Genomic DNA, 24,614 nt, shown 5'->3' with positions numbered 1-24,614 from the left:
TGCCATGCGTTTCGCCCTGCTGCTCTCAGCCGCCGCCGTCAGCGCCCTGGGGGCCTGTTCGCAGCCCGCAGAAAAAGCTTCCGTCGCCCCCTCCGAACCGCGGGCCCTGGCCGGGGTCAATCTGGACCAGCCTCTGCGGGTCCTGGGGACCGAGCCCTTCTGGGCGGTGGAGATCACGCCGACCGGCCTGATCTATTCGGGCGTTGACCGACCGGAGCAGAAGGCCGCCAACCCCGGCCCGGCCCTGCAAGGCATGGTGGCGACCTGGACCACCGAAACCGAGGCCCGGACCCCGCTTGTCGTCACCCTGATGGCCACGGACTGTTCAGACGGCATGAGCGACCGCACCTATCCCTTGACCGCAAAGGTCGAGATCGGCGGGGAAAGCCTGACCGGCTGCGCCGCATCCGGCGCCGCGATCAAGAAGGCCGGCGAGAGCGGCCGGGTCGAATAGCGGATCTGGCGCCGGACTTGCTGCTGGACCGTCAGGCCGCTTAACGCTTCCCAAAGCGGCGCTATTTCATAGTGACCGCATGACCCCGGTTCAGACTCCCGTCGATCTTCGTCCCCTGACCGCCCTGCGGTTCATGGCGGCCCTGTGGGTGGCCTTCTATACCTTCTGGCCCAACCTCGACGTCAGCTTCATCCCCAACCTCACCGCCAAGGGCTATCTGGGGGTGGAGCTCTTCTTCGTCCTGTCGGGCTTCATTCTCAGCCACGTCTATCTGCACACCTTCGCCGAGAAGCGTTTCTCCTATCGCGGCTTCCTGTGGGCGCGGATCGCGCGGGTCTATCCGCTGCACTTCTTCACTCTGCTGGGCGTCATGGCCCTGGGTCTGGCGGCCGTGGCCGTGGGCATGAGCATCGACGACAGCGTGCTCAGCTGGAAAACCCTGCCCGCCCACCTGCTGATGCTGCACGCCTGGGGGTTCGCCGGCGAGGCGGGCTGGAACCATCCCTCCTGGTCGATCTCGGCCGAGTGGTTCGCCTATCTGGCCTTTCCCCTGTTCGCCCTCGCCGCCTGGCCGCTACGCAAGCGGCCCTGGGTGGCGACGGCGGGCGCGGCGGTCTTCCTGATGGGGCTTTATGCGGCGTTTGAGCGCCTGGCCGGCTTTCCCCTGACCGAAGCCACCTTCCGCTGGGGGGCGCTGCGCATCGTTCCCTGCTTCGCCTATGGCTGCGCCCTCTATCTGGTCTATCGCCGCGCGCCCCTGCCTCGCGCCGGGAGTCTGGCCCTGTGCGCCGCCGCGGTCATGATCGCCAGCGCCTCGGTGCTGGCATGGGACGCGATCACGGTTCTGGCCGCCGGCCTGCTGATCCTGGCCCTGGCGTCCATCCCTCACGAACGCGCCGGTTGGCTGGGCTCGAAACCTGCCGTCTATCTCGGAGAGATCAGCTATTCGGTCTATATGGTCTGCGCCCCGTGGCAGATCCTGGCGGTCAATCTCGCCGCACGAGCCACCGGAGCGGAGGACAAGCGACTTCACGTTCTCGTGTGGCTGGGGATCATTACAGGCCTGATCGTCGCCGCCGCCGCCACCTATCACCTGGTCGAACGCCCGGCCCGAAAGGCTCTGCGCGGGATGGCCCATCGGCGAAGGTCGCCTGTGGATCGCACGGGGAAACAGTCCGAAACGGTTCTTCAACCTTCGGACACTATCGTCTAAGGCTTGGTCCGCGTTTTAGTCGGGAGCACGCCAGATGATGAAACGGCTCACAGCCGCCGCAGTTGCGGCGACCCTTGGTTTCTTTGCGATCGGCCCTGCGCCGGCCAAGGCTGACGACGCCTACTGGCAATGCGTGACCTTCGCCCGCATGTTCTCGGGCATCAACATCTTCGGCGACGCCTGGACCTGGTGGCGTCAGGCGGTCGACAAATTCCGCACCGGGCGCGCCCCGGAAACCGGCTCGGTTCTGGTCTTCCAGCCCAATGGCCGCATGGACAAGGGCCACGTCGCCGTCGTTTCCGACATCCTGACCGACCGCGTGATCCGCGTGACCCACGCCAACTGGGGCGGCAGCCGTGGCAAGGTCGAGGAGAACGTCACCGTGGTCGATGTTTCTCCCTCCGGCGACTGGAGCCGCGTCAAGGTCTGGTACAACCCGATCAACGCCCTGGGCACCACCGTCTATCCGACCTACGGCTTCGTCTACAAAGGCGCCCGCGACGCCTTCGACAACGGCCGCCAGATGGCCGCCGCCGCCGTCAACGAGCCCCGCGCCGCCAACTGATTTTTCGCCGCCGTCGGGCTGGTCCTTCAGGCCTGATCCGGCGATAGGTGGCGAATGACCGACGCACCCGACGACACCCGCGGCCAAGCTATCGAGACGGCCAGACACGAGCCGACCGGCATCACCTATGCCGGCTATCTGTCGCTCGACGATCTGCTGAGCGCCCAGCACCCGCGCTCGGACCAGCATGACGAAATGCTGTTCGTCATCATTCACCAGACCAAGGAACTGTGGCTCAAGCAGGTCCTGCATGAGATGGCCCTGGCCCAGAGCCTGATCCGCGCGGGCGATCTGGTTCCCGCCTACAAGAGCCTGGCCCGCGTCAGCCGCATCCAGGCCGTGATGACCCAGAGCTGGGACATCCTGGCGACGATGACGCCCTCCGATTATCTGAAGTTTCGTGGCGACCTGGGCGCCAGCTCCGGCTTCCAGAGCGACCAGTTCCGCCGCCTGGAGACCATGCTGGGCCTCAAGGACCCGCGCTTCCTTCGCTTCCATGTCGAGCGCCCCGAGGCCCATTCGGCGCTGGAGGCCGCGATGGCCGCCCCCAGCCTCTATGACGACGCCCTGCGGCAGTTGTCGCTGGCCGGCCTGCCGGTCCCCGCCCAAGTGTTGAACCGCGACGTCAGCCAGACCTATGAACCGTCCGAAGGGGTCGAGGCCGCCTGGCTGGAAGTCTATCGCGACACCGAGCGCTGGTGGCCGCTCTATCAACTGGCGGAAAAGCTGGTCGATCTGGACGACGCCCTGCTGACCTGGCGCCACAAGCATGTGGTTACGGTCGAGCGCATCATCGGTCGTCGGCAGGGCACCGGCGGCACCGATGGAGTCGGCTATCTGGTCGAGACGCTGAAACGCCGCTGCTTCCCGGAACTGTGGTCGCTGCGCACCAAGCTTTAGGGCGCGCAACCTTCGCTGCGGGCACGGGTTTTACCCCTGTCAGCCACGGAGGTTTTTGGTGAGCACCCCCAACAGTCATGACATCAAGGTCCTGAACGGTCTGGTCGAAGGCCTGCTCGATAGCGCCGACGGCTATCGTGAAGCGGCGGCCGAGACCGCAGATGAAGGCTACCGCCGCTGGTTCGAGGCGCGCGCCTCTGAACGCCGGCGCCTGGCTGAGGAGTTCAAGAACGAGGTGCGCCAGCGTGGCGGCTCGGCCGAGGAAGACGGCTCCATCCTGGCCAAGGCGCAACGCGCCTTCATGGACGTGAAACACGCCCTGCTGCGCAACGATTCGTCGCTCGTGGGCTCCATCGAAAGCGGCGAAGACCACCTCAAGGGGCGCTTCGAAAACGCTATGAACGACGACGCCCTTTCGGCGACCACGCGCGAAACCATCCGGCGCGCCTACGTCGAAGTGAAGGCGGGCCATGATCAGATGAGCGCGTTGAAGCACAGCCTTGACGGTCGCCGCGACGCCGACAATCCGCTGTTTCCCCAATAGGGACGATCAAGCCTGGCGCGCCTGAAACAGAAAGAGGCCCCGGCGGTTCCGCCGGGGCCTCGATCATTTCAGCATAGGCGGGGCTTGGATTAAGCCTCGTCGCCCTTGTCGGCCGAACCGGTGACCGGCACCGAAGCGCCCTTGGCCGGACGAACGGTCTGACGCTCGGCGATACGGGCCGACTTACCGCGACGGTCGCGCAGGTAGTACAGCTTGGCGCGACGGACGACGCCGCGACGCTTCACTTCGATGGAGTCGATGTTCGGCGACAGGATCGGGAAGCGACGCTCCACGCCTTCACCGAAGGAAATCTTGCGGACCGTGAAGGTCTCGTTGATGCCGCCGCTGTCGCGGGCGATGCAGACGCCTTCGAACGCCTGGATGCGTTCGCGCTCGCCTTCCTTGATCTTCACGTGGACGCGCAGGGTGTCGCCCGGCTGGAAGTTGGGGATGGTCTTGCCTTCGAGCAGGCGGGCTTTTTCTTCGGCAGCAATCTGTTGAACGATGTTCATGTCTATTCTCCTCGGGCTTTTGCGCCCTTTGCCTTTGATTTGGCGGAGCCAGGCTCCGCAGCCGTCTTTGCAAGATGCGTCGCCCATAGGTCCGGACGCCGTTCCCGCGTAGTCTCTTCCCGCTGCGCCTCTCGCCATTGCGCGATCTTCTTGTGATCGCCCGACAGCAGCACCTCGGGAATCTCGTGCCCCTCGAACGTCCGCGGTCGCGTGTACTGCGGGTGTTCCAGAAGACCGTCCTCGAAGCTTTCGGACGACAGGCTTTCAGCCGCGCCGAGAACACCGGGAACCAGTCGTACGCACGCCTCGATCGCCACCATGGCCGCCGCCTCGCCACCGGCCAGGACTGCGTTTCCGACGGAAATCTCCTCGAACCCGCGCGCGTCTAGCACCCGCTGGTCCACCCCCTCGAAACGACCGCAAAGCACGACGATTCCGTCGGCCTTGGCCCATTCCTTCACTCGCGCCTGCGTCAGGGGTCGACCGCGTGCGCTCATGTACAAAAGCGGCCGAGGCGGGCCTGTTAGGCTATCTAAAGCCCGGGCCACCACGTCCGCTTTAAGCACCTGACCGGGACCGCCACCCGCGGGGGTGTCGTCCAGGAAGCCGCGCTTATCTTCGGAAAACGCCCGAATGTCCAGCGTCTGCAGGTCCCACAGCTCCTTCTCGCGCCAGGCGGTGCCGATCAGCGACACGCCGAGCGGCCCGGGAAAGGCCTCGGGGAACATGGTCAGGACGGTCGCGGTAAAGGGCATGGCGGCGGCTCATACACCAGAAAGTCGGAAAAATCCGAGTCGGACTGCAATGGCCGCCCTCCCTCTCCCGGCGGGAGAGGGCTTGAGCCTCCAAGAGCGAAGCGATTGGAACAGGCGAAAGGGTGAGGGGCTCGGCCCTTCAGTCGGCGTGAGCCGTATCACTGCGGGCTGCTTAGCTCTCGAACGGCGACACGACGGCTTTCGCCGACGGAATCCGCGAACCCTCACCCTTTCGCCTTGGCGGATCGCCTTCGGCTCTCCGAGGCTCAATCCCTCTCCCATCGGGAGAGGGACCAGCGATTGAGCTTTAGTTCGGCGCCCCGCCGCCCGCTGCGATCCAGGCCTCGACCTGATCGGCCAGGACATCCAGCGGCACCGAGCCGGAGCCGAGGACCACTGCATGGAAGTCCTTGATGTCGAACCTGTCGCCGAGCGTCGTCTCGGCCTTGTGGCGCAGTTCCTCGATCTTCAGCTCGCCGATCTTGTAGCTGGTCGCCTGGCCGGGGTTGGTGATGTAGCGCTCGACTTCCTTTTCGATGTCGCGTTCCGACAGCAGGGAGTTCTGGCGGAAATAGTCCATCGCCTGTTTGCGCGACCAGCGCTTGGCGTGCAGGCCGGTGTCGGTCACCAGACGCACCGCGCGCCACAGTTCGGTCGAGAGACGGCCGAAGTCGGAATAGGGGTCCTGATAGAAGCCCATCTCCTTGCCCAGTTGCTCGGCGTACAGGCCCCAGCCCTCGGCGTAGGCGCCGTAGCCGCCGAAGCGGCGGAAGCGCGGCAGGCCCTCGATTTCCTGGGCATAGGCGATCTGGAAGTGATGCCCCGGCGCGCCCTCGTGATAGCTGATGCCCTCGATCTGGGGCTTCAGCACCTGGGTCATGTCCGACAGGTTGACGTAGTAGATGCCTGGTCGCGAGCCGTCCGGCGCCGGCGAGTTGTAGAAGGCGATGGAGGCTGTCGCCTCACGGAAGGGCTCGACCGCCCTCACCTCCAGAGCCGCCTTGGGCAGATTGGAGAACCACTGCGGCGCGATCGCCATGACCTGAGCGATGAAGCCGCGCGCGTCGGTCAGATACTGCTCCTTGCCCTCCGGCGTGTTCGGGTACTGGAAGCGCGGATCGGTCTTCAGGAAGACGAAGAAGTCCTGCAGCGAACCGTCGAAGCCGACCTGAGTCTTGATGGCTTCCATGTCGCGCTGGATGCGGGCCACCTCGTCCAGACCGATCTGGTGGATTTGGTCGGCGGTCAGGTCGGTCGTGGTCGAGAGCTGAAGGCGGGCGTTGTAATAGGCCTCGCCGTTCGGCAACCGCCAGACGCCCGCGTCGCTCTCGGCCAGCGGCTGGACCTCGGCCAGAGCCGTCAGCACGGTGTCGAAGCCGCGCTTGTAGGGACCAGTCAGAGCCGCGCGAGCCGAGGCCAGCAGCCGGGCCTTGGTCGCCTGGTCGGCGTCGAGCGCGGCGACCTTCTTCTGGAAGTCGGCCCAGACCGGGTTGTCGGCGCCGTTGTCGAAGGGCGCGCCCGCGATGACCGCGCGGGTGTTCTCGATGGACGGCTCGAAGACGAAGCGGGGCGAGACCACGCCCTCGGCGGCGCGGGCCTTCAGCGTCGTGGCTACCTGACCCATGTAGCGTTCCGCTTCGCCGATGCGCGAAACATAGGCCTCGGCGTCCGAGACGCTGCTGATGCGGTGGTTGTTGATCAGGAAGACGGGCAGGCTGGTGGTCGGATTGCCGTTGGCCGCGAACTGGAAGCCCCAGTCGCGCCACTGGTTCGACAGCCGAGCCTGATCGACGCCGTACTCAAACAGGCGCCAGGACAGCTTGCTCTGGGGGCCTAGCTTGGCCGGATCGAACTGGGCCTTCATCTGCGCCAGCTGCGCCTCCTGAAGGGCCAGCGAACGAGCCGAGGCGGCGTCGGACACGTCGTCCAGCTTGTCGTAGTCGGTCTTGAGGCCCAGCGAGGTCATCTGCTGCGGGCTCAGAGCGATCCGCGCCTGGAAGGCCTGTTCGAAGAAGGCATTGAGGCGCGCGTCCTCGCTCTGGGCCTCAGCGGATGCAGCGACCGGCGCGGCGGTCTGGGCCAGAACGGCGGGCGACGCGACGCAAAACGCCAGAACGGCGGCGGACGAGATCAGAAGACGACGCATGGAGAACCCCCTCGAAACTGCGAGGCGGCACTGTTCCCCGGCGCTGCGTCAGGTGCAAGCCGCTGACGCAATCCTTATCCGAGCGGGAGGGGTAAAAGACTATTGCCCGCGCAAATCCGTGATCGTCCGCCCCGGCGCAATCTGCTCGGCGTCGGTGATCAGGTGGATCAGGGCCGGACGTCCGCCCGCCGCAGCCTCGCGCCCCGCCGCAAGCGCCGCCGGGAAGTCCTCGGTCTTCTCGCAGCGCACGGCGAAGGCGTCGAAGGCCTCGGCGTATTTGACGAAGTCGGGGTTCTTCAGCTCGGTGGCGATGACGCGGGCGGGGTATTCCCGCTCCTGGTGCATGCGGATGGTGCCGAAGGTCCCGTTGTCCACCACCACCACGATGACGCCGAGCCCATACTGGGCGGCGGTGGCCATTTCATTGGCGCTCATCATGAAGTCGCCGTCGCCGGCGATGCAGACCACTTCGCGCGACGGATCGACGACCTTGGCCCCCAATGCCGCCGGATAGCCATAGCCCATGGCGCCCGAGGTCGGGGCCAGTTGCGTCCGCCGGGCCTGATGGCGATGGAAACGGTGCAGCCAGGCGGCGAAGTTCCCGGCGCCATTGGTCAGGATGGCGTCCTCGGGCAGAGCCTGCGCCAGATGGGCGATGACCTCGCTCATGTTCACGGCGCTGTTGACCGTGATGGGCGAGGAGAAGGCGAGGAAGTCGGCCTGGGCGGCCGCGCCCTGCTCGCTCCAGGTGCGGCCCGGATCGATGCTCGACAGGGCCAGGGCCGCCAACGAGTTATCGGACGCCGCCGACAGGCTCGGCGCCCAGACGCGGCCCAGCTCCTCGGCGCCCGGATGGATGTGGATCAGGGTCTCGGCCGTCCGGGCCCGGTCCAGCAGGGTATAGCCCTGGGTCGGATTCTCGCCCATGCGGGCGCCGATCACCAGCAGCAGATCAGCCGCCTTGACCCGCGCGACCAGCTTCGGGTTCGGGCCAAGGCCCAGATCGCCCGCATAGGCCGGATGGTCGTTGCGGATCAGGTCCTTGCGGCGGAAGGACAAGGCGACCGGCAGGCCCAGACGCTCGGCCCAGCCGGAAATGGCGTCGGTGGCGGCGTCGGTCCAGCCCGACCCGCCGAGGATCAGCATGGGGCGCTCGGCCTTGGCCAGACGCGCCTTCACCTGCTCGACGAAGGCCGGGTCCAGCGCGGCCTTGGCGGCGACGACGGGCCGCACAGGAGCCGGGCCGCCAGCGTCGTGCAGGATGTTCTCGGGCAGGGCCACGACCACCGGGCCCATGCGGCCCTGCAGGGCCGTGGCGAAGGCGCGCTCGACCACCTCGACGGTGCGCTCGGGGCTTTCGAGCTCCGTCGCCCACTTGGCCAGGCCGCCGAAGACCTCGCGGTAGTCGACCTCCTGGAAGGCGCCGCGCCCCCGGTCGGTCAGGGCGATCTGGCCGACGAACAGGATCATAGGCGTGGAGTCCTGATGCGCCGTATGCACGCCGATCGAGGCGTGGGTAGCGCCGGGTCCGCGCGTGACCATGCAGATGCCCGGCTTGCCGGTCAGCTTGCCATAGGCCTCGGCCATGTTGGCGGCGCCGGCTTCGTGGCGGCAGACGATGACCTCGATCCGGTCGCGCACGTCGGCCAGGGCGTCGAGCACGGCGAGATAGCTTTCACCCGGCACGCAGAAGACCTTGTCGACCCCGTTTATCACCAGGGTGTCGACCAGACGGCGGGCGGCGGTGTCAGGAGCTTGCGTCATGGTTTCGCCGTTAGCAGACTGAAGGATATCTTGACCATGCAACCTTATGGTCAAGCTTCACGTTGAAGCGCTCAAATCGACTTTTTTCGGGGAAATTTCCATGCGCAAGTTCATCGTCCTCGGCGTCATCGCCGCCGCCCTGGCCACCGCCGCCTGCAACACGGTCGCCGGCGTCGGCCGCGATCTGGAAGCCGCCGGCCAGGCCGTGACCTCCAGCTCCAACTCGGCCCGCAACTAGGCCCTTCTTGCAGAGCTGCCGTAAAAGCGTAGCGTCGTTCCCTCAAGCTGCCGACTTCAATCGGAGAATGACCATGGGACTTCTGGATAACGTGCTGGGCGGCCTGGGCGGAGACGCGGCAGGCGGTCTTTCGGACCTGCTCAAGGGTCAGGGCGGCGTCGGCGGACTGGCCGAGAAATTCGGTCAGAACGGCCTCGGCGACGTGGTCGGGTCCTGGATTGGCAAGGGCGGCAACGCCGGGATTTCGCCCGAACAGATCGCGGCGGTGCTCGGCTCCGGCCCCATCGCCGACTTCGCCGCTAGGCTGGGCATCTCGCCGGAACAGGCCAGCGAGACCCTGGCGGGCCTGCTGCCGGAAGCCGTCGACCGCCTGACGCCGAACGGCTCGGCCGAGGGCGCCGACGACATGCTGGGCGGCCTGCTGGACAACCTGCCGGGCGGCATCGGCGACGCCCTGGGCGGCCTGTTCAAACGCTAGAAACTAGGCTTCGGCCTCATAGGTGACGCCCGTCAGATAGAGACCGTCTGACGGCGCCACCGGGCCGCAGCGCGCGCGATCCTTGGCGGCCAACGCCATGCTCAGATCGGCCACGGCCCAGCGGCCGAGACCGACCTCGGCCAGACTGCCCGCCATCGAGCGCACCTGACGGTGCAGGAAGCTGCGCGCCTCGAACACCAGATGCACTTCTTCGCCGACGCGGGCGACGCGGGCCACGTCCAGCGTCTTGACCGGGCTGGCCGACTGGCACTGGGCGTCGCGGAAGGTGGTGAAGTCCTGCAGGCCGATCAGGCTCTGAGCCGCCGCGTGCATGGCCTCGGCGTCCAGCGGTTTCTTGACGTGCCAGACCCGACCCCGATCCAGCGCGGGACGGCCAGGACGGTTAAGGATGCGATACAGATACTTGCGCCCATTGGCGGTGAAGCGGGCGTGCCAGTCGTCGCTGACTGGGGCGCAGTCCAGCACCGCCACCGCCTCATGCATCAGGTGGGCGTTCAGCGCGTTCATCACCGTCCGCGCCGGCCAGTCCCGCTCCAGATCGACGTGGCAGGTCTGGCCCGTGGCGTGGACCCCGGTGTCGGTGCGCCCGGCGGCGGCGATGCGCGCGCTCTGGCCGCTGAAGGCCGTCACCGCCGTCTCGATCGCGCCCTGCACCGTCGGTTGGCCCGCCTGAGCTTGAAAGCCGTTGTAAGCGGAGCCGTCGTACTCGACCGTAAAGCGGTACCGGGGCACTACAGGCCGCGTCGGGTCGAGAAGGCGGAGCCTTCTGACCGCGGCCCACCAAGAATGCTGCCGACAGGCAGCGCGAAACCGCGCAGCATTTCCTCGGCGGATTGCGCCGCCTTGCCCGGACGCTGCACGCGGGTCAGACGCACCGCGCCGGTTCCGCAGGCCACCGTCAGGACGTCGTCCAGCACCTGGCCGGGCGAACCCTCGCCCTCGACCAAAGCCGACATCAGGGCCTTGATGCGCACCGGCTCGCCGTCGGCCTCGACCTCGAACCAGGTGCCGGGGAAGGGCGACAGGCCGCGAATATGGGCGTCCACCTCGGCGGCGGAGCGGGTCCAGTCGATGCGGGCCTCGGCGGGGGTGATCTTTTTCGCGTAGGTCGCCTCGCCGGCCTGTTCCGTCTCGGTGAAGCCGCCGCGTTCGATGGCGGCCAGAGCGCGGGGCCACAGGGCGGCGCCGAGGTGCGACATGCGCTCGGTCAGGCTGGCCGCCGTGTCGTCGGGATGGATGTCCATGACCTCGGACAGGATGATCGCGCCCTCGTCCAGACCCTCGCTCATCCGCATGATCTGGGCGCCGGTCTGGCGGTCGCCGGCCATGATGGCGCGCTGGATCGGAGCGGCCCCGCGCCAGCGTGGCAAGAGCGAGCCATGCAGGTTGAAGCAGCCGAGACGCGGCGCTTCCAGCACTTCCGGCTTGAGGATCTGGCCGTAGGCGACGACGCAGGCGGCGTCGAGATCGAGGCTGCGGAAGGTCTCGATAGCCTCCGGCGACTTCATGCTCTCAGGCGTGAAGACCGGCAGGCCCATGGCCTCGGCGAAGGCGTGAACCGGCGACGGCGTCAGCTTCTGGCCCCGCCCCTTGGGGCGCGGCGGCTGCGAATAGACGGCGACGATCTCGTGTCCCGAGGCGATCAGCTCGGCCAGCGAGGGCACGGCGAAGTCGGGGGTTCCCATGAAGGCTAGGCGCATGGCCACGCCTTTAGACCCTGGGGCGGATTACATCCAGCGCGTATAGACGCCGCCGCCCTCGTCCCATTCGCCGCCCGCGTCCAGGGCGTCGTCGAAGTTGAGTAGACGATCCAGCAGCAGGCCCGCCACCACGCCGATGGCGCCGACGGCGACGATGGTGGCCAGGCTGGCCGCGCCGACCTTCTGGTTGCGGGTCAGGCGGCGACGGCCGCGCGGGTCGATGATCGTGGTCTTGCGGGCCATCAGGCGGCGAGCCTCGCGTTCTTCTTGACCTTGGCGACGGCTCGCTCACGGCGAAGACGCGACAGGTGGTCGATGAACAGGACGCCGTTCAGGTGATCCAGTTCGTGCTGGAAGCAGACGGCGTAGAGACCCTCGATCTCTTCCTCGATGGGCTGGCCGGCGTAATCCATGTAGCGGACGCGGACGCGAGCCGGGCGTTCCACGGCGTCGAAATACTCCGGCACCGACAGGCAGCCCTCTTCATAGGCGAACATCTCGTCCGAGGCCCAGAGGATCTCCGGGTTGACGAAGTAGCGCGGGTTGCGACGCGCCTGCTGCAGGTCTTCGCTCTCCTCGGCCTCGGGGTCTTCCGACGCGCCCTCGACCGGCTTGTCGCCCAGGTCCATGACGACGACGCGCTTCAGCTCACCGATCTGGGCCGCAGCCAGGCCGATGCCCGGGGCGGCGTACATGGTCTCGAGCATGTCATCCATCAGGACGCGCAGCTCATCGGTCACGCCGCCCTCCACGGGCGGGGACACGGCCTTGAGGATCGCCAGGTCGGCGGCGTTATCGATGGTCAGGATGCGACGAATAGCCATGGCCCGCAGGTAGGATGCGAGCGGCCGAACGTCAAGAATTACCGAGTGCGGCGCTTGGTCTTGCCTGATCGTCAGACCGGCGGCAGGGGTCGCGGCTTGCGGTCGGAATCGATGGCCACATAGGTGAAGACCCCCTCGGTCACGCGCACGGCCTGGGCCTCGGCCTGGCCGCGCGAACGCTTCCACGCCTCGACATGGACGCGGATCGAGGTGCGGCCAGTATGGATGACCTTGGCGTAGGTCGAGACCTCGTCGCCGACCGAGACCGGCTGATGAAAGACCATGCCGTCCAGGGCCACGGTGGCGCAACGGCCGTTGGCCCGCTCGAAGGCCGGGGTCGCGCCGGCCAGGTCCATCTGGGCCAGCAGCCAGCCGCCGAAGATGTCGCCTTCGGGGTTGGTGTCGGCGGGCATGGCGATGACGCGGCCGACGGGCTGGCCTTCGGGAAGCTGGGCGGGGGTCTGTTCGGCGTCGGTCACGGAAAGGCCTTGGGAAGTCCGGGGGGAGAAGCGCCACTCCATGCGCCTCGGCGTCCACCGCATCAAGACTGCGCCCTATCCCCGTGGGCGAAGTCGGTCCAGCAGCCCCTGAAGCCCTTGCCGCTCCGCCACGGGCGAACGCCACAACTCGCCCGCCCGCGCCCGTTCGCGCGCGGCGTCGAACAGCCGCTTCATCGTGGCGGTGTCAAAGCTCAGCATCCCGCCCTGATCCGGGGCGTCAGGGATTGAGGCCACGCTGATCGGCAGACCTTGCCCTGCGCAGAAGGTGGTCGCCGTGCCGAGGGCCTGACGATAGGAGAACCGCAGCATGGCGTCGAAGCTTCGGCTCAGCACCGCCGCCACATTGGGCGCCGTGGTGCGCGGCGCGGGCTCCAGCACCGTATTGACCAGCACATGCACCCGCCCCCGGTGCAGCCGCCGCCCCAGCCGGTTCCAGCGCAACAGCGCCTCGGGCATCAGGAACAGCGGCGCGGCGACGCCGCCGTCCACGTGCATCTCCTCGAACCTTTCGCCATCGACCTCGCACGGAAAGCGACGCGGCGGGAACAGGCCGGGCAGGCTGGCCGAGGCTGCCAGAACCTCGCGGAACAGCGCCACCGCCTTGTCGCCGCCGTGCGAGGCGATGGCCCCCATGTCCCAGATGCAGGCGCGCTGGCTGTCCAGATCGGTCGTCGCCACCAGCAGCCGCCGTCCCCGCGCGTGCTCGGCCGCCACCGCGTCGATCATGGCCGCATCGACAAAGGGATGGATCAGGGCGTCCAGGGCCTCGCCCCGGAACAGCCCGCCGGTGAAGGTCGAGGCCAGGCGGCGCAGGCTCAGCAAATCCGCCGCGTGCCCGCCGACATAGGCGTCGGCCAGCCGTTCGTCCCAGGCCGAGCCCAGAAAGGCGAACGGCGCGATCAGGGCGCCGGTGCTGACCCCGGTGACGAGCGCAAACTCGGGCCGCGTTCCTGCCTCCGTCAGCCCGACCAGAGCGCCCGCGCCATAGGCCCCGCCCGCCGCTCCGCCGGAAATGGCCAGCATGTCGAACCGCCCCGACGACCAGCCCGAACGCGGCAGCGACAGCCGATCCGCCGCCGCTTCCAGCGAGGCCTCGGCCTGTTCGACGCTCAGCCGAATGTCGGAAAACCCCTCGATCCGTCCCATGCCCGGCGCGGGCGCAGGCAGGCGGCCCTTGGGCAGGCGTCGGACGGGCAGGATGGGTTCGCTCACCTCGTCTTCATCGGACGCCGCGCGATGGCCGTCAAACCATGATCAGGTTTGTAATGTTATTATGTATCACATATGCAAGTTCCCATGACGCCTGCCGCCCCCACATCCGTCGCCGCGACCTCGCTCCGCATCCAGTCCATCGACGCCCTGCGCGGCCTGGTGATCCTGCTGATGCTGATCGATCACGCGCGAGAGTTCTTCTTCATCCACGCCCAGGTCTCGGACCCGATGGATGTGACGGCGACCTCCCCGGCCCTCTTCTTCACCCGGCTGACGGCCCACCTGTGCGCGCCGATCTTCGTGGCCCTGACGGGATTGAGCGCCTGGCTCTACGCCTCGAAAAAGGGTGGCGCGCCGGCGGCCTCGGCCTTCCTGTTCAAGCGCGGCCTGTTCCTGATCGTGCTGGAGCTGACCTTGGTCAACTTCGCCTGGACCTTTTCCTTGGCGCCGACCACGGTCTTCCTCCAGGTCATCTGGGTCATCGGTCTGTCGATGATCGCCCTGGCCGCGCTGGTTCATCTGCCGCGCCGCCTGCTGATCGCGCTCGGTCTGGTCATCGTTCTGGGTCACAATCTGCTGGATCCGATCACCGTGGCCGAGGGCGCGCCAGGGCATGCAATCTGGGCCGTGCTGCATGACCGCGGCTACATAGATCTGCCATGGGGCGGACAGGCGCGAACCTCCTATCCCCTGCTGCCATGGATCGGCGTCATCGCCCTGGGCTACGGCATCGGGCCCTGGTTCGCTGCGGAAGGCGCAACGCGCCGCTGGCGCCTGATCGGCCTGGGTCTCGCCATGCTGTCGCTGTTCATCGTCCTGCGAGCCCTCAACCTCTATGGCGATCAGCCCTGGACGATGCAGCCTGACCTGCTGCACACCACGATGAGCGTGCTGAACCTGACCAAATACCCGCCCTCGGCCGACTTCCTGCTGGCGACGCTGGGCGTCGGCGCCCTGTTGCTGGCCGGGCTCGAGCGAGCGCCGGGGCGGTTGGTCGGCCTTCTCGCCGTGTTCGGCGGCGCGCCATTATTTTTCTACCTGATCCACCTCTACGGCCTGCACCTGCTCAATCTGGCGGCGCTGGCGCTGTTCGGCGCCAATCAGGGCGAGGTCTTCAGCGTGTCGGGCGTGGGCTGGATCTGGCTGCTGGCGCTCGCGGTCGCTGTCCCCAGCTGGTTCGCCTGCCGCTGGTTCGCCGGGGTTAAACGCCGCAGCTCTCAATGGTGGATGAAGTATCTGTAAGCCCACGCCCGAGGCGACGACGTCTTGGATGCGCGGATCACTGGAAGGGAAGACTATGGCGCACCCGACAGGATTCGAACCTGTGACCTCTGCCTTCGGAGGGCAGCACTCTATCCAGCTGAGCTACGGGTGCGTCTGCGGCTCAAGAGCCGGACGGCGGTGCTTACAGCATGGGCCGGGCGGCCTCAATCCCTGAATCTCGCCCGCGCGGCCTTCTTGGCGTGAAGGCCGCAAGCGCCTAGCGTCCCGGCGGGAGAGAGGGAGTTTCCATGCGCCATATGACGATCGCCGCCCTGATGGGCGCCAGTCTGCTGACCGCCTGCGCTAGCGCGCCGAAGCCGACCTCCGACAGTCTGGACGCCGTGGCGCGCGACTATGTCGCCCTGACGCTGGAGATCGGCGAGCGCGAGCCCGGCTATGTCGACGCCTATTACGGCCCGGCCGAGTGGGCCGAGGCGGCCAAGGCCCATCCGCGCGCCCTGCCCCAGCTGGCCGAGGGCGCGAGCGCCCTGACGCAGCGGCTGAACGCCCTGCCGACCGCCGGTCTGGACGCCGAGAGCCTGCAGCGTCGCGCCTATCTGGCCGCCCACGTTTCGGCGGCCTCGGCGCGCCTGCGGATGCTGGGCGGCGAAAAGATGAGCTTCGCCGACGAGGCCGAGGCCCAGTTCGGCGTGCGGCCCGAACTTCGGCCTCTGTCGAGCTATGACCCGGTGCTGGCGCGCATCGACGCCCTGGTTCCTGGCGAGGGACCGCTGGCGGATCGCGTCGCGGCGTTTCGCGCCGGCTACGTCATTCCCAAGGACCGCCTGGAGCCGGTGATGCGGGCCGCCATCAACGAGTGCAAGGCGCGCACCGAGCGGCGCATGACCCTGCCCGCCCATGAGACCTTCACCCTGGAGTTCGTCACCGACAAGCCGTGGTCGGGCTACAACTGGTACAAGGGGAACGCCTTCAGCCTGATCCAGGTCAACACGGACCTGCCCATCTATATCGACCGCGCCGTCGATCTGGGCTGCCACGAGGGCTACCCCGGCCACCACGTCTATAACGCCCTGCTGGAACAGACCTTTGTGAAGCAAAAGGGCTGGGTCGAGATGAGCGTCTATCCCCTGTTCAGCCCCATGTCCTTCATCGCCGAAGGCAGCGCCAACTATGGCATCGACCTGGCCTTCCCCGGCCATGAGCGCACCGATTTCGAAAAGCGCGTGCTGTATCCCCTGGCCGGGCTGGACCCGGCGACGGCGGAGGCGCAGACGCAGCTTCTGGCCCTGACGCGCGAGCTGGGCCGGGCGGAATACACGGTGGCCGACGCCTATCTGGCGGGGCGCATCGACCGTGAGACGGCGCTGGATCAACTCCAAAAATACAATCTCGTGGCGCGCGACCGGGCGACGCAGCGGCTGAACTTCATCGATACCTACCGCAGCTACATCATCAACTATGGCCTGGGTCGCGACATGGTGCAGACCTGGGTCGAGGGCCAGGGACCGGATCACTGGGCCACGACCGAGCGGCTGCTGGCCAGCCAGACCCTGCCGGTCGACCTGGACTAAGGCAACTCGCAGCCCCTGACCGCGTTTACAGCCAAGGTTCATCGCAAGAAGGGGGATATTCCCATGCGCACCCGCACGCCCGCCCGCACCCTGGCCATCGCCGCCGCATCCGTCCTCGCGCTCGGCGCCGCCGCCTGCACCCAGGCCGAGCAGAACAAGGCCGAGGTCAACGCCGAGGCCGCTGGCGACAAGGCCGCCGATGTCGCGGCCCAGACCGGCGAGGTCATCGAATCCGGCGCGATGAAGGCGGCCCAGGCCGTCGAAAGCGGCGCCGGCAAGGTCGCTGACAAGCTGGAAGACAATCAGGCCGAAGCCGCCGCCGAAGGTCGCGCCGGCGCCGTCAACCCGGCCACTGACACGCGCGTTCCCGACACCAACTGATCGAACCGAGGCCCTTCTCTCGCACGAGAGAGGGGCCCCGCCGTCAGGTCAGCCTGTCGGCCTTGCGCAGGCTGGGGAAGACCTTGGCCCAGATGCCGGTCGCGGCCAGGGCGCCGAAGCCGCCGAACACCGCCGCCCCCACGGGGCCGAGCAGCCGCACCATGACCCCGGAATAGGCCTCGCCCAGTTCATTGGACGCCCCGATGAACAGCATGGACACCGACGACACCCGTCCGCGCATGTGATCGGGCGTGGCCAGCTGGATCAGGGTCTGGCGGATATTGACGCTGATCATGTCTGCTCCGCCGCCGATGAAGAGGGCCAGCGCGCTGAGCCAGACCCAGTGCGACAGGCCGAATGTCAGCGTCGACAGGCCGAACACCGCCACGGCGGCGAACATCCAGCGCCCGCCGTGCTTCACGATGGGAAAGCGACTGAGATAAAGCGCCACCAGCAATGCCCCCACCCCGAAAGAGGCCCGCAGCAGGCCGAACCCCTGCGGCCCGACATGCAGGATGTCGCGCGCAAAGATGGGCGTCAGGAGGGCCACCCCCGCCAGCAGCACCACCACCAGATCCAGCGAGATGGCGCCGAGCACGATCTTGGTCTTCCAGACGTATGACAGACCCTCCTTGACCAGTGCCATCGGCCCTACGCCCGTCTCGACGAACTGCGGCTTGCCCTTGGTGCGGATCAGCAGGAAGCAGGCGATGGCCACGAAGAACAGCGCCATGGCCGAGGCGTAGGCCCAGGGCACGGCGAAGCCGACGATGACCCCGCCGAGCGCCGGGCCGGCGATGGCCCCGGTCTGGAAGGCGATGGACTGGGCCGCGATGGCCGGCGGCAAGGCCTTGCGCCCCACCACCATGGGCAGGAAGGCCTGGCTGGCCGGGGCGAGGAAGGCGCGCGCCGCGCCGAAGACGGCGGCCACCGCCAGCAGCCCCCATAGCGGCGGCGAACCGTGCAGCGCCATGGCGAGGAAGGCGAGCGCGCACAGGCTCTCGACCACGATGGACAGGGTCACGGTGTGCTTGCGGTCGCGCCGGTCGGCCATGGCCCCGGCGGGCAGGGTGAAGGCGAGCAGCGGCAGGAACTGACACAGACCCACCAGCCCCAGATAGAGGCTGGCCTCGGCGATCGGATGATCGCGGCGGGCGATCTCATAGACCTGCCACAACAGGGCCGAGGACTGGATCTGGATCCCCAGGACGGCGGCGACACGGCCAACCCACAGCAGGCGGAAATCGCGAATAGCCCAAGGACTGGAATGGGGGCTAGACGGCCCGCCGTCATGCGAATCCGGCGGCAAGGGCGGCTGGGGCGGAACGGTCGGGGCGGTGTCGATACTGTCTGTGGTCACGTTCTTCTGGGCGTCTTCGGATAGGGGGTTCCGTCGCGGTGGAAGTAGCGGTCGGCCCCGGTGGGCAGGATCATGTCGATGTCGGGATAGTCGCAGGCGTCTTCCGTCGGGTGGCGCGATCCGACCTCCAGCAGCACCGCTTCATGGTCGCTGCGGTTTTCAATCTTGTGGCCGTTGGCGACACCCGCCTTGAAGCCGGCGCAGTCCCCGGCGACCAGCACGGTCTCGCCGTCCTCCTCGACCAGCACTACCTCGCCCTCGACCACCCAGACGAACTCGTCTTCCGCCGAATGCCAGTGGCGCTGGCTGGTCCAGCCCCCGGCGGGCAGGCGCAGCAGATTGACCCCGAACTGGTTCAGGCCGACCGCATCGCCCAGCCGCCAGCGCCGCCGCGGCTTGCAGGGGGCGGCGAACTCGTCCGGGTAGCCCGTCCCATGTCCGGTGGGCGCTTTGTCGATGTCGATCTTCGGCACGGTTTCGGGCCTTCTCGCGGATGCGGGATATGCCTAAAGCATAGAGCCCATGAGCGCCGCATCACATTCCGTCATCGATCCTGTCGAACTGACCCGCGACCTGATCCGCATTCCCTCCGTCACCCCCGCCGACGAAGGGGCCATGGACGTGCTGGAACGCACCCTGACCGGGCTGGGCTTCACCTGCCGCCGCATGGTGTTCGAGGGGCCGACCGGCGTCGGTCACGACGCCCGCATCGAGAACCTCTACGCACGGCGCGGCACGGCCTCGCCCAACCTCTGCTTCGCCGGCCACACCGACGTGGTGCCGACCGGCGACGTAGCCGCCTGGACGGCCGCCCCGTTCGAGGGCGAGACGCGCGACGGCATCCTGTACGGACGCGGCGCCGTGGACATGAAGGGCGGCATCGCCGCCTGGGTCGCCGCCGTGTCGCGGGTCCTGTCGGAAGGCGAAGTCCCCGGCTCCCTCTCCTTCCTGATCACCGGCGACGAGGAAGGTCCGGCCCTGCACGGCACCAAGCGGGTGGTCGAGGCCCTGGCGGCCGAGGGCGAGGTCATCGACGCCTGCGTGGTCGGCGAACCCTCCTCGGCCCACCACCTGGGCGATATGATCAAGGTCGGCCGGCGCGGCTCGCTCAACACCTGGATCACCGTCCACGGCAAACAGGGGCACGTCGCCTATCCCGACCGCGCGGCCAATCCGGCGCCCGTCGTGGCGAAATTGCTGGCCCGCCTCGACGCCCACGTGCTGGATGAAGGCTTCCCGGAGTTCCCGCCCTCGAACCTCGAAATCACCACCATCGACGTGGGCAATCCGGCGACCAACATCATCCCGGCGGAGGCCAGGGCGCGGCTCAACATCCGCTTCAACCCGACCCACACCGGCGACGACCTGATCGACTGGCTGAATCGCGAGGCGGGCCTCGTGCAGGCTGAGACCGGCCTGCGCATCGAGCTGACCCACATGTGCTCGGGCGAGGCCTTCCTGACCGAGCCGGGCGTCTTCGTCACGGCGGTGCAGGACGCGGTGGAGGCGACCCTGGGCCGCCGCCCCGAGGCCTCGACCACCGGCGGCACCTCGGACGCCCGCTTCATCCGCGCCCTGTGTCCGGTGCTGGAGCTAGGCCTGGTCGGCCAGACCATGCACCAGGTGGACGAGCGCGTGCCCGAGGCCGAGCTGCGCGCCCTGACCGACGCCTATCAGGCGGTCATCGGCACGGTGTTCGAACGCCTCTGATCGGGGCGTCCGAACACCGCCGAGGCCCTAGTTGCCGCGATAGGTGCTGTAGCCGTAGGGGCTGACCACCACCGGCACGTGATAGTGGACGCTGGGATCGACCACCTGGAAGACCACGTCGATCTCCGGGAAGAAGGGCGGCGTCGTCGGCTCGCCATAACGCGACATGTCGAACACCAGGCGATAGGTCGCCGCCTCGGTCTTGATCGCGTCGCCGAACGAGCGGACGCGGCCGTTCTCGTCCGTGCGGCGGGTCGCCAGGTCGCGCCAGCCGCCCTCGGCCGACTTGATCTGCAAGGTCACCGGCACGTCCCGACCGCCGACGCCGCGCGCCAGGTCCAGCACGTGGGTGGAGATCGTCTCGGCCGCCGCCGGGAAGGCGCAGGCTGAAACCGCGGCGGCAAGGATGGCGAGGGTGCGAAGCTTCATCGAACGATCTCCGAAAACTATAGGGCGATAGCGCCGCCTTATTCGCGCGAAACACGGCGGCGGATCGGCGACGGCCCACATTTCACCAGTCTGCGAAGATCAGGCCTCGCCCGCCGCCTCCAGCCGGGCGATGCGACGGTCCATGTCGGCGACCTGGTCCTTCAGCCGCTGGGCTTCCGAGGCCATGTCGACCGGCGTGCCGTCCTCATAGCTCAGTTGCGCCCCCTTCTCGATCAGGTCGAGACGGTAGAGGGCGGTGACACGGGTCGCCTTGAACCGCTCCAGCTCGCTTTCCTTGTCGAGAGCCATCAGAGCGCCGCCACGACGATGATCTCGACCAGGTAGTCAGGCGTGGCCAGCCGGGCTTCGCTGGTGGCGCGAGCGGGCGGATTGGCCGGATCGACCCAGGCGTCCCAGACGGCGTTCATGGCCTCGAAGTCGGCGATGTCGGCCAGCCAGATGGTGGCCATCAGGATCCTGGACTTGTCGGTGCCGGCCTGGGCCAGCAGGGCGTCGACCTCGGCCAGCGTCGTCTTCGTCTGGGCCGTGACGTCGTCGCCCGGTTCGCCGACCTGACCGGCCAGATAGACGGTGTTGCCGTGGATGACGGCCTCGCTCATGCGGGCGCTGGGCTGGATGCGGGTGATCATGGGGAGGCCTCCTGAAGTCGAGCCTCTTCGCTTACCCCAGCCACATCTCCATCGCCAGCAGGGCGGCGAGGAAGACCGCCGCGAAGGCGATGCAGAAGAAGACCGCGTCGCGCAGGCGGCGGGGCGCAGGACGCAGCGGCGCTGCGGACGGCAGGTTCAGCGGCAGGCGAGACATCGGCGGACCCTCGTCAGGAGCCGCGAGGATGCGCCTTGATGCTTACCCCTTGATAAACAGAAACAATCAGTTTTCGGGACGCTCCAGGAAACGCAAGGCGCTGAAGACGTGGGCCTTGACGCCCAGAGGCAGGATCTTTTCGTTGACGTCGAACTGCGGCGAGTGATTGGGCGCGGCCATGGCCGGATCAACGCCGTCGGGACTGCCGCCCAGGTGATAGAAGACGCCCGGAACCACGCGCTGGAAATAGCTGAAGTCCTCGGCCACCGTGGTCGGGGGCGTGGCCGGGTTGACCTTGCCCTGCCCCGCCGCCTCTTCCAGCACGGGCGCCAGCCAGGCCGACAGGGTCTCGTCGTTGAAGACCAGGGCGGCGTTCTGCTTGACCGCGAAGTCGGCCGTCGCGCCATAGGCCTCGGCCACGTTGTCGATGGCGGCTTCGGCGCGAGCGACCAGGGCGTCGCGCTGGGCCACGTCGAAGGTGCGCAAGGTGCCGCTCAGCGTCGCGCTGTCGGGAATGATGTTGTAGCGCACGCCCGCATCCAGCGTGGCGATGGTGAAGACGGTCGGCGTCGTGGTCGGATCGATGGTGCGCGCCGTCAGGGTGTTGACCGTCTGCACCACATTGGCGGCGGCGGCGATGACATCCACGCCCTTCCACGGCCATGCCCCGTGCGTCTGCTTGCCGTGCAGGACGATGTCCACCCGGTCCGAGGCGGCCATGAAGCCCTGCGGGCGATAGAAGATGGTCCCGGGCACGCCCGGCACGACATGCAGACCAAAGATGGCCTCGGGCGCGGGGTCCTTCAGCGCGCCCTCCTCGATCATCAGGGCGGCCCCGCCCAGACGCTCGCCCGGAGGCGCGCCCTCCTCCGCCGGCTGGAAGATGAAGACGATGGTTCCGCTGATCTGGTCCTTCATGCCGGCCAGCACCTCGGCGGCGCCCATCAGCATGGCCACATGGGCGTCGTGGCCGCAGGCGTGGGCGACCGGCACCGTCTCGCCCATATAGGTCCCCGTCGCGGTCGAGGCGAAGGCCAGCCCCGTCGCCTCCTTGACCGGCAGGGCGTCCATGTCGGCGCGCAGGGCGACCGTGCGGCCGGGCCGCGCCCCGCGCAGAACGCCGACCACGCCCGTCTTGCCGACGCCGGTGCGGACCTCAAGACCAAGGGCCCGGAGGTGATCGGCGACCACGCCCGCCGTGCGGGTTTCGGCGAAGCCTAGTTCGGGATGCTGATGCAGGTCGCGACGCCAGGCCACCACTTCGGGCATGATCTGGTTCACGGCGGCGTTGACGCTAGCGGCCGGAACCTGGGCCAGGGCGTGGCCCGCCCCCGACAGGGTCGTGGCGGCTATAGCGGCGGCGATCAGGCAGCGGCGAATGATCATGACGAACTCCCCTTTGTGAAGTTCATGTTGCGCGAGCGAACACCGCTTGTGCAAGCCGTCGCGAACGCCGATCTTCGGACCGCATGAGCAAGGCGCCCAAACCCTTCAAGGTTTCAAAGACCCGCTGGAACGAGGTCGTTCTGGTGTGCCGCAAATGCTCCAAGAAGCTGAATGGCGGTTTCGGCCCCGAAGGCGACAAGACGTTGAAAAAGGCCCTGCGCCGCTACCTCCACGCCGGAAAGAGCCGCAAGGACGCCCTGGCCGTCGTCGGCGCCGACTGTTTCGACATCTGTCCCAAGAACGCCGTGGTGGCGGTCAACACTCGACGCCCCGAGGAACTGCTGATCGTGCCCGCCGGCGCCGACCTGTTCGAGGTCAAGGCGCGGCTGGGTCTGGACGATGGACGACGCCTCAAGCCCGCCCTTCCGCCTTCTGATCCGATCGACACGACTTCCTAAAGTCGAAAAGCCGTGTCAGAGGCAAATCATGGACACGACCCGTATCGAGAAGCGTATCGGCGTGCACGCGCCGTCGGACCGCATCTGGGAGATCCTGTCGGATCTCGAGAACTGGCACAGGTGGAACCCCTACGAGACCGGGGTGACCGGAGCCCTGGCCTTCGGCGCGAGCATCAGCCTGACTGAGGCCCTGCCCGGAATGGGCGAGCGTCAGGTGCAGGCGCGTCTGGGCGACTGGCAACCCTATTCGCAACTGGTGTGGGCCGAGAAACGCGGCTGGCTGTTCAACGCCATCCGCTACTACGAGATAGAGGAGCTGGAGCGCGGCAACTGCATCGTCTCCAACGGGGTGATCTTCTCAGGCCTGCGCGGCGAACTGTTCCACGACAGGCATCGCAAGACGATCCGCAGCGCCTATGAGGACATCAGCGAGGCCTTGCGGCGCGCCGCCGAGGGCTGAGCGTCACTTCATCATGTCCTGGATATTGATGATCGCCGGACCCAGGATGACCACGAACAGCACCGGCAGGAAGAAGACGATCATCGGCACGGTCAGTTGGGCCGGCAGGGCGGCGGCCTTCTTTTCGGCGGCGGCCAGACGCAGGTCGCGGTTTTCCTTGGCCATCACCCTGAGCGCATTGCCCAGCGGCGTGCCGTAGGTCTCGGCCTGGGTCATGGCGGTGGCCACGGCGCGGATGCCCGGATGGTTGGTCCGCCTGGCCATGCCCTCATAGGCCATCCGGCGCTCGGGCAGGTAGCTCAGCTCGGCGGAAAGCAGGCTCAGTTCCTCGGCCAGTTCGATCGACTGACTGCCCACTTCCTGGCTGACCTTCTGGATGGCCGCCTCGATCGACATGCCCGATTCGACGCAGATCAGCAGAAGGTCGAGCGAGTCCGGGAAGGCCGCCACGATCGACTGCTTCCGCTTGGCGATGCGGTTCTGGAGGTAGAGGTTCGGCGCATAGAACCCGGCCGCCGCCGCGAACACCAGGGCGCAAAGCTTGAGCGTCAGGTTGAAGCCGAAGTCGTTGACGACAAACAGGTAGAAGGCCGCCACCACCATGAAGATGAACGGCGTGGCGAAGCGGAAAAAGTAGAAGGTGGTCAGCGGACGAGGCCCGCGGAACCCGGCCTGGGCCATGTTTTCTGCGACCTTGGGGTCTTCCAGCAATTGGGTCAGGTTCAGGCGCTCGACGACGTGCTTCTTGAAGCCCCCGTCGGAGTGACGCAGCGTGGCCGGATTGGCGTTCCCGCCCTTCATCGCCTGACGCGAGCGGCGCTTAAGTTCGTCGCGGCGCTCGGCCACGGCCTTCATTCGCTTGTCGAGCCGCTCGCCGCCCATGAAGGAGCCGAGCAGGGTCAGGACGCTGGCGAAGACAGCAACGCCCACGCCTATGCTCAGCAGGTTCTGGGGATCGGTGATGAATTGCATGAAGCCGTTCAC

The 24,614-nt window shown here is 67.5% G+C and carries 31 protein-coding genes and 1 tRNA gene; 13 read left to right on the top strand and 19 right to left on the bottom strand.

Annotated elements, in window-relative coordinates:
* The first annotated feature begins 4 nt into the window (after positions 1-4).
* The 5 genes from ACOZBP_RS13895 (at position 5) to ACOZBP_RS13875 (ending at position 3,676) form a co-directional block, all read left to right on the top strand.
* Positions 5-454, top strand: a complete 450-nt coding sequence (locus ACOZBP_RS13895) for a COG3650 family protein (RefSeq protein ID WP_422676908.1) — start codon at positions 5-7, stop codon at positions 452-454.
* Between the two features lie 79 nt (positions 455-533).
* Positions 534-1,667, top strand: a complete 1,134-nt coding sequence (locus ACOZBP_RS13890) for an acyltransferase family protein (RefSeq protein ID WP_422676907.1) — start codon at positions 534-536, stop codon at positions 1,665-1,667.
* Between the two features lie 34 nt (positions 1,668-1,701).
* The gene (locus ACOZBP_RS13885) at positions 1,702-2,232 is read left to right on the top strand and encodes a CHAP domain-containing protein (RefSeq protein ID WP_422676906.1); all 531 of its coding nucleotides are present in this window, start codon (positions 1,702-1,704) and stop codon (positions 2,230-2,232) included.
* Between the two features lie 54 nt (positions 2,233-2,286).
* On the top strand, positions 2,287-3,132 hold the full coding sequence (locus ACOZBP_RS13880; RefSeq protein WP_422676905.1) for a tryptophan 2,3-dioxygenase: 846 nt from the start codon (positions 2,287-2,289) through the stop codon (positions 3,130-3,132).
* A gap of 58 nt (positions 3,133-3,190) precedes the next feature.
* Positions 3,191-3,676 carry a PA2169 family four-helix-bundle protein gene (locus ACOZBP_RS13875; protein WP_422676904.1) on the top strand — a complete coding sequence of 162 codons (486 nt, stop codon included), beginning with the start codon at positions 3,191-3,193 and terminating at the stop codon, positions 3,674-3,676.
* Between the two features lie 89 nt (positions 3,677-3,765).
* On the opposite strand, the gene rplS is transcribed toward ACOZBP_RS13875, so the two are convergent.
* From rplS to ACOZBP_RS13855, 4 genes are all read right to left on the bottom strand, one after another.
* On the bottom strand, positions 3,766-4,188 hold the full coding sequence (gene rplS / locus ACOZBP_RS13870; protein ID WP_422676903.1) for a 50S ribosomal protein L19: 423 nt from the start codon (positions 4,186-4,188) through the stop codon (positions 3,766-3,768).
* Between the two features lie 2 nt (positions 4,189-4,190).
* On the bottom strand, positions 4,191-4,943 hold the full coding sequence (gene trmD / locus ACOZBP_RS13865) for a tRNA (guanosine(37)-N1)-methyltransferase TrmD (RefSeq protein WP_422676902.1): 753 nt from the start codon (positions 4,941-4,943) through the stop codon (positions 4,191-4,193).
* Between the two features lie 307 nt (positions 4,944-5,250).
* Positions 5,251-7,089 carry a DUF885 domain-containing protein gene (locus ACOZBP_RS13860; protein WP_422676901.1) on the bottom strand — a complete coding sequence of 613 codons (1,839 nt, stop codon included), beginning with the start codon at positions 7,087-7,089 and terminating at the stop codon, positions 5,251-5,253.
* A gap of 99 nt (positions 7,090-7,188) precedes the next feature.
* Positions 7,189-8,853, bottom strand: coding sequence for a thiamine pyrophosphate-binding protein (locus ACOZBP_RS13855; protein WP_422676900.1), 1,665 nt, complete (start codon positions 8,851-8,853; stop codon positions 7,189-7,191).
* Positions 8,854-8,953: 100 nt separating this feature from the next.
* Between ACOZBP_RS13855 and ACOZBP_RS13850 the strand changes: the two genes are divergently transcribed.
* The gene (locus ACOZBP_RS13850) at positions 8,954-9,091 is read left to right on the top strand and encodes an entericidin A/B family lipoprotein (protein WP_312783127.1); all 138 of its coding nucleotides are present in this window, start codon (positions 8,954-8,956) and stop codon (positions 9,089-9,091) included.
* Between the two features lie 73 nt (positions 9,092-9,164).
* Entirely contained in the window at positions 9,165-9,569 is a 405-nt protein-coding gene (locus tag ACOZBP_RS13845; protein ID WP_422676899.1) for a YidB family protein, read from the top strand.
* A gap of 3 nt (positions 9,570-9,572) precedes the next feature.
* On the opposite strand, the gene truA is transcribed toward ACOZBP_RS13845, so the two are convergent.
* The 6 genes from truA to ACOZBP_RS13815 all read right to left on the bottom strand — a co-directional run bounded on the left by truA (position 9,573) and on the right by ACOZBP_RS13815 (position 13,826).
* The gene (gene truA / locus ACOZBP_RS13840) at positions 9,573-10,322 is read right to left on the bottom strand and encodes a tRNA pseudouridine(38-40) synthase TruA (RefSeq protein WP_422676898.1); all 750 of its coding nucleotides are present in this window, start codon (positions 10,320-10,322) and stop codon (positions 9,573-9,575) included.
* Positions 10,322-11,290 carry a methionyl-tRNA formyltransferase gene (fmt, locus tag ACOZBP_RS13835; RefSeq protein ID WP_422676897.1) on the bottom strand — a complete coding sequence of 323 codons (969 nt, stop codon included), beginning with the start codon at positions 11,288-11,290 and terminating at the stop codon, positions 10,322-10,324. The genes truA and fmt overlap by 1 nt, the downstream gene beginning before the upstream one ends.
* A gap of 27 nt (positions 11,291-11,317) precedes the next feature.
* Positions 11,318-11,533 carry a hypothetical protein gene (locus ACOZBP_RS13830; RefSeq protein WP_422676896.1) on the bottom strand — a complete coding sequence of 72 codons (216 nt, stop codon included), beginning with the start codon at positions 11,531-11,533 and terminating at the stop codon, positions 11,318-11,320.
* Entirely contained in the window at positions 11,533-12,114 is a 582-nt protein-coding gene (locus ACOZBP_RS13825; RefSeq protein WP_422676895.1) for a peptide deformylase, read from the bottom strand. Before ACOZBP_RS13825 ends, ACOZBP_RS13830 begins: the two co-directional genes overlap by 1 nt.
* A 71-nt stretch (positions 12,115-12,185) precedes the next feature.
* On the bottom strand, positions 12,186-12,527 hold the full coding sequence (locus tag ACOZBP_RS13820; protein WP_422676947.1) for an acyl-CoA thioesterase: 342 nt from the start codon (positions 12,525-12,527) through the stop codon (positions 12,186-12,188).
* Positions 12,528-12,668: 141 nt separating this feature from the next.
* Positions 12,669-13,826 carry a patatin-like phospholipase family protein gene (locus tag ACOZBP_RS13815; protein ID WP_422676894.1) on the bottom strand — a complete coding sequence of 386 codons (1,158 nt, stop codon included), beginning with the start codon at positions 13,824-13,826 and terminating at the stop codon, positions 12,669-12,671.
* An 84-nt stretch (positions 13,827-13,910) separates the two neighbouring features.
* On the opposite strand from ACOZBP_RS13815, the gene ACOZBP_RS13810 reads away from it, so the two are divergent.
* A complete protein-coding gene (locus ACOZBP_RS13810) occupies positions 13,911-15,068 on the top strand; it encodes a DUF1624 domain-containing protein (protein ID WP_422676893.1) in 1,158 nt (385 codons plus the stop codon).
* 56 nt (positions 15,069-15,124) lie between these two features.
* Here the strand turns inward: ACOZBP_RS13810 and ACOZBP_RS13805 are convergent.
* Positions 15,125-15,201: transfer RNA gene (locus ACOZBP_RS13805), tRNA-Arg, on the bottom strand.
* A 136-nt stretch (positions 15,202-15,337) separates the two neighbouring features.
* Here ACOZBP_RS13805 and ACOZBP_RS13800 point away from each other — a divergent pair.
* Entirely contained in the window at positions 15,338-16,621 is a 1,284-nt protein-coding gene (locus tag ACOZBP_RS13800) for a hypothetical protein (protein WP_422676892.1), read from the top strand.
* Between the two features lie 63 nt (positions 16,622-16,684).
* Entirely contained in the window at positions 16,685-17,002 is a 318-nt protein-coding gene (locus ACOZBP_RS13795; protein WP_422676891.1) for a hypothetical protein, read from the top strand.
* Between the two features lie 43 nt (positions 17,003-17,045).
* Here the strand turns inward: ACOZBP_RS13795 and ACOZBP_RS13790 are convergent, their stop codons facing one another.
* Positions 17,046-18,311: an MFS transporter gene (locus ACOZBP_RS13790; protein ID WP_422676946.1), complete on the bottom strand. Its 1,266-nt coding sequence runs from the start codon at positions 18,309-18,311 to the stop codon at positions 17,046-17,048.
* A 47-nt stretch (positions 18,312-18,358) separates the two neighbouring features.
* On the bottom strand, positions 18,359-18,835 hold the full coding sequence (locus ACOZBP_RS13785; RefSeq protein ID WP_422676890.1) for a cupin domain-containing protein: 477 nt from the start codon (positions 18,833-18,835) through the stop codon (positions 18,359-18,361).
* 49 nt (positions 18,836-18,884) lie between these two features.
* On the opposite strand from ACOZBP_RS13785, the gene dapE reads away from it, so the two are divergent.
* A complete protein-coding gene (gene dapE / locus ACOZBP_RS13780; protein WP_422676889.1) occupies positions 18,885-20,072 on the top strand; it encodes a succinyl-diaminopimelate desuccinylase in 1,188 nt (395 codons plus the stop codon).
* Between the two features lie 27 nt (positions 20,073-20,099).
* Here dapE and uraH read toward each other — a convergent pair whose 3' ends face one another.
* The 5 genes from uraH to ACOZBP_RS13755 all read right to left on the bottom strand — a co-directional run bounded on the left by uraH (position 20,100) and on the right by ACOZBP_RS13755 (position 22,709).
* On the bottom strand, positions 20,100-20,501 hold the full coding sequence (uraH, locus tag ACOZBP_RS13775) for a hydroxyisourate hydrolase (protein WP_422676888.1): 402 nt from the start codon (positions 20,499-20,501) through the stop codon (positions 20,100-20,102).
* 99 nt (positions 20,502-20,600) lie between these two features.
* Entirely contained in the window at positions 20,601-20,810 is a 210-nt protein-coding gene (locus tag ACOZBP_RS13770; protein WP_422676887.1) for a hypothetical protein, read from the bottom strand.
* On the bottom strand, positions 20,810-21,151 hold the full coding sequence (locus tag ACOZBP_RS13765; RefSeq protein WP_422676886.1) for a RidA family protein: 342 nt from the start codon (positions 21,149-21,151) through the stop codon (positions 20,810-20,812). The genes ACOZBP_RS13770 and ACOZBP_RS13765 overlap by 1 nt, the downstream gene beginning before the upstream one ends.
* Positions 21,152-21,182: 31 nt before the next feature.
* Positions 21,183-21,326: a hypothetical protein gene (locus tag ACOZBP_RS13760; protein WP_422676885.1), complete on the bottom strand. Its 144-nt coding sequence runs from the start codon at positions 21,324-21,326 to the stop codon at positions 21,183-21,185.
* 66 nt (positions 21,327-21,392) lie between these two features.
* On the bottom strand, positions 21,393-22,709 hold the full coding sequence (locus tag ACOZBP_RS13755) for an amidohydrolase (RefSeq protein WP_422676945.1): 1,317 nt from the start codon (positions 22,707-22,709) through the stop codon (positions 21,393-21,395).
* Positions 22,710-22,795: 86 nt separating this feature from the next.
* Between ACOZBP_RS13755 and ACOZBP_RS13750 the strand changes: the two genes are divergently transcribed.
* Together ACOZBP_RS13750 and ACOZBP_RS13745 are read left to right on the top strand one after the other, a co-directional pair.
* Complete coding sequence (locus ACOZBP_RS13750; protein ID WP_422676884.1) at positions 22,796-23,170, top strand: hypothetical protein; 375 nt, start codon at positions 22,796-22,798, stop codon at positions 23,168-23,170.
* A gap of 28 nt (positions 23,171-23,198) precedes the next feature.
* The gene (locus tag ACOZBP_RS13745) at positions 23,199-23,630 is read left to right on the top strand and encodes an SRPBCC family protein (protein WP_422676883.1); all 432 of its coding nucleotides are present in this window, start codon (positions 23,199-23,201) and stop codon (positions 23,628-23,630) included.
* 3 nt (positions 23,631-23,633) lie between these two features.
* Here the strand turns inward: ACOZBP_RS13745 and ACOZBP_RS13740 are convergent, their stop codons facing one another.
* On the bottom strand, positions 23,634-24,602 hold the full coding sequence (locus ACOZBP_RS13740; RefSeq protein WP_422676882.1) for a type II secretion system F family protein: 969 nt from the start codon (positions 24,600-24,602) through the stop codon (positions 23,634-23,636).
* Positions 24,603-24,614: the final 12 nt, after the last annotated feature.

Source organism: Brevundimonas sp. NPDC058933, from assembly GCF_049315965.1.
In the GTDB taxonomy this organism is placed as follows: Bacteria; Pseudomonadota; Alphaproteobacteria; order Caulobacterales; family Caulobacteraceae; genus Brevundimonas.
This window is presented reverse-complemented; position numbering and strand designations above follow the sequence as displayed.

What these genes read in the sequence shown, in the direction of transcription:
- ACOZBP_RS13740 (WP_422676882.1), bottom strand. Translation starts at nt 24,602, where the DNA reads ATGCAATTCATCACCGATCCCCAGAACCTGCTGAGCATAGGCGTGGGC.
- fmt (WP_422676897.1), bottom strand. Translation starts at nt 11,290, where the DNA reads ATGCGCCTAGCCTTCATGGGAACCCCCGACTTCGCCGTGCCCTCGCTG.
- ACOZBP_RS13855 (WP_422676900.1), bottom strand. Translation starts at nt 8,853, where the DNA reads ATGACGCAAGCTCCTGACACCGCCGCCCGCCGTCTGGTCGACACCCTG.
- ACOZBP_RS13885 (WP_422676906.1), top strand. Translation starts at nt 1,702, where the DNA reads ATGATGAAACGGCTCACAGCCGCCGCAGTTGCGGCGACCCTTGGTTTC.
- trmD (WP_422676902.1), bottom strand. Translation starts at nt 4,943, where the DNA reads ATGCCCTTTACCGCGACCGTCCTGACCATGTTCCCCGAGGCCTTTCCC.
- ACOZBP_RS13760 (WP_422676885.1), bottom strand. Translation starts at nt 21,326, where the DNA reads ATGTCTCGCCTGCCGCTGAACCTGCCGTCCGCAGCGCCGCTGCGTCCT.
- ACOZBP_RS13795 (WP_422676891.1), top strand. Translation starts at nt 16,685, where the DNA reads ATGCGCACCCGCACGCCCGCCCGCACCCTGGCCATCGCCGCCGCATCC.
- ACOZBP_RS13810 (WP_422676893.1), top strand. Translation starts at nt 13,911, where the DNA reads ATGACGCCTGCCGCCCCCACATCCGTCGCCGCGACCTCGCTCCGCATC.
- ACOZBP_RS13845 (WP_422676899.1), top strand. Translation starts at nt 9,165, where the DNA reads ATGGGACTTCTGGATAACGTGCTGGGCGGCCTGGGCGGAGACGCGGCA.
- ACOZBP_RS13895 (WP_422676908.1), top strand. Translation starts at nt 5, where the DNA reads ATGCGTTTCGCCCTGCTGCTCTCAGCCGCCGCCGTCAGCGCCCTGGGG.
- dapE (WP_422676889.1), top strand. Translation starts at nt 18,885, where the DNA reads ATGAGCGCCGCATCACATTCCGTCATCGATCCTGTCGAACTGACCCGC.
- ACOZBP_RS13820 (WP_422676947.1), bottom strand. Translation starts at nt 12,527, where the DNA reads ATGCCCGCCGACACCAACCCCGAAGGCGACATCTTCGGCGGCTGGCTG.
- ACOZBP_RS13770 (WP_422676887.1), bottom strand. Translation starts at nt 20,810, where the DNA reads ATGGCTCTCGACAAGGAAAGCGAGCTGGAGCGGTTCAAGGCGACCCGT.
- ACOZBP_RS13745 (WP_422676883.1), top strand. Translation starts at nt 23,199, where the DNA reads ATGGACACGACCCGTATCGAGAAGCGTATCGGCGTGCACGCGCCGTCG.
- uraH (WP_422676888.1), bottom strand. Translation starts at nt 20,501, where the DNA reads ATGAAGCTTCGCACCCTCGCCATCCTTGCCGCCGCGGTTTCAGCCTGC.
- ACOZBP_RS13825 (WP_422676895.1), bottom strand. Translation starts at nt 12,114, where the DNA reads ATGGCTATTCGTCGCATCCTGACCATCGATAACGCCGCCGACCTGGCG.
- ACOZBP_RS13880 (WP_422676905.1), top strand. Translation starts at nt 2,287, where the DNA reads ATGACCGACGCACCCGACGACACCCGCGGCCAAGCTATCGAGACGGCC.
- rplS (WP_422676903.1), bottom strand. Translation starts at nt 4,188, where the DNA reads ATGAACATCGTTCAACAGATTGCTGCCGAAGAAAAAGCCCGCCTGCTC.
- ACOZBP_RS13860 (WP_422676901.1), bottom strand. Translation starts at nt 7,089, where the DNA reads ATGCGTCGTCTTCTGATCTCGTCCGCCGCCGTTCTGGCGTTTTGCGTC.
- ACOZBP_RS13800 (WP_422676892.1), top strand. Translation starts at nt 15,338, where the DNA reads ATGCGCCATATGACGATCGCCGCCCTGATGGGCGCCAGTCTGCTGACC.
- ACOZBP_RS13765 (WP_422676886.1), bottom strand. Translation starts at nt 21,151, where the DNA reads ATGATCACCCGCATCCAGCCCAGCGCCCGCATGAGCGAGGCCGTCATC.
- ACOZBP_RS13830 (WP_422676896.1), bottom strand. Translation starts at nt 11,533, where the DNA reads ATGGCCCGCAAGACCACGATCATCGACCCGCGCGGCCGTCGCCGCCTG.
- ACOZBP_RS13850 (WP_312783127.1), top strand. Translation starts at nt 8,954, where the DNA reads ATGCGCAAGTTCATCGTCCTCGGCGTCATCGCCGCCGCCCTGGCCACC.
- ACOZBP_RS13750 (WP_422676884.1), top strand. Translation starts at nt 22,796, where the DNA reads ATGAGCAAGGCGCCCAAACCCTTCAAGGTTTCAAAGACCCGCTGGAAC.
- ACOZBP_RS13890 (WP_422676907.1), top strand. Translation starts at nt 534, where the DNA reads ATGACCCCGGTTCAGACTCCCGTCGATCTTCGTCCCCTGACCGCCCTG.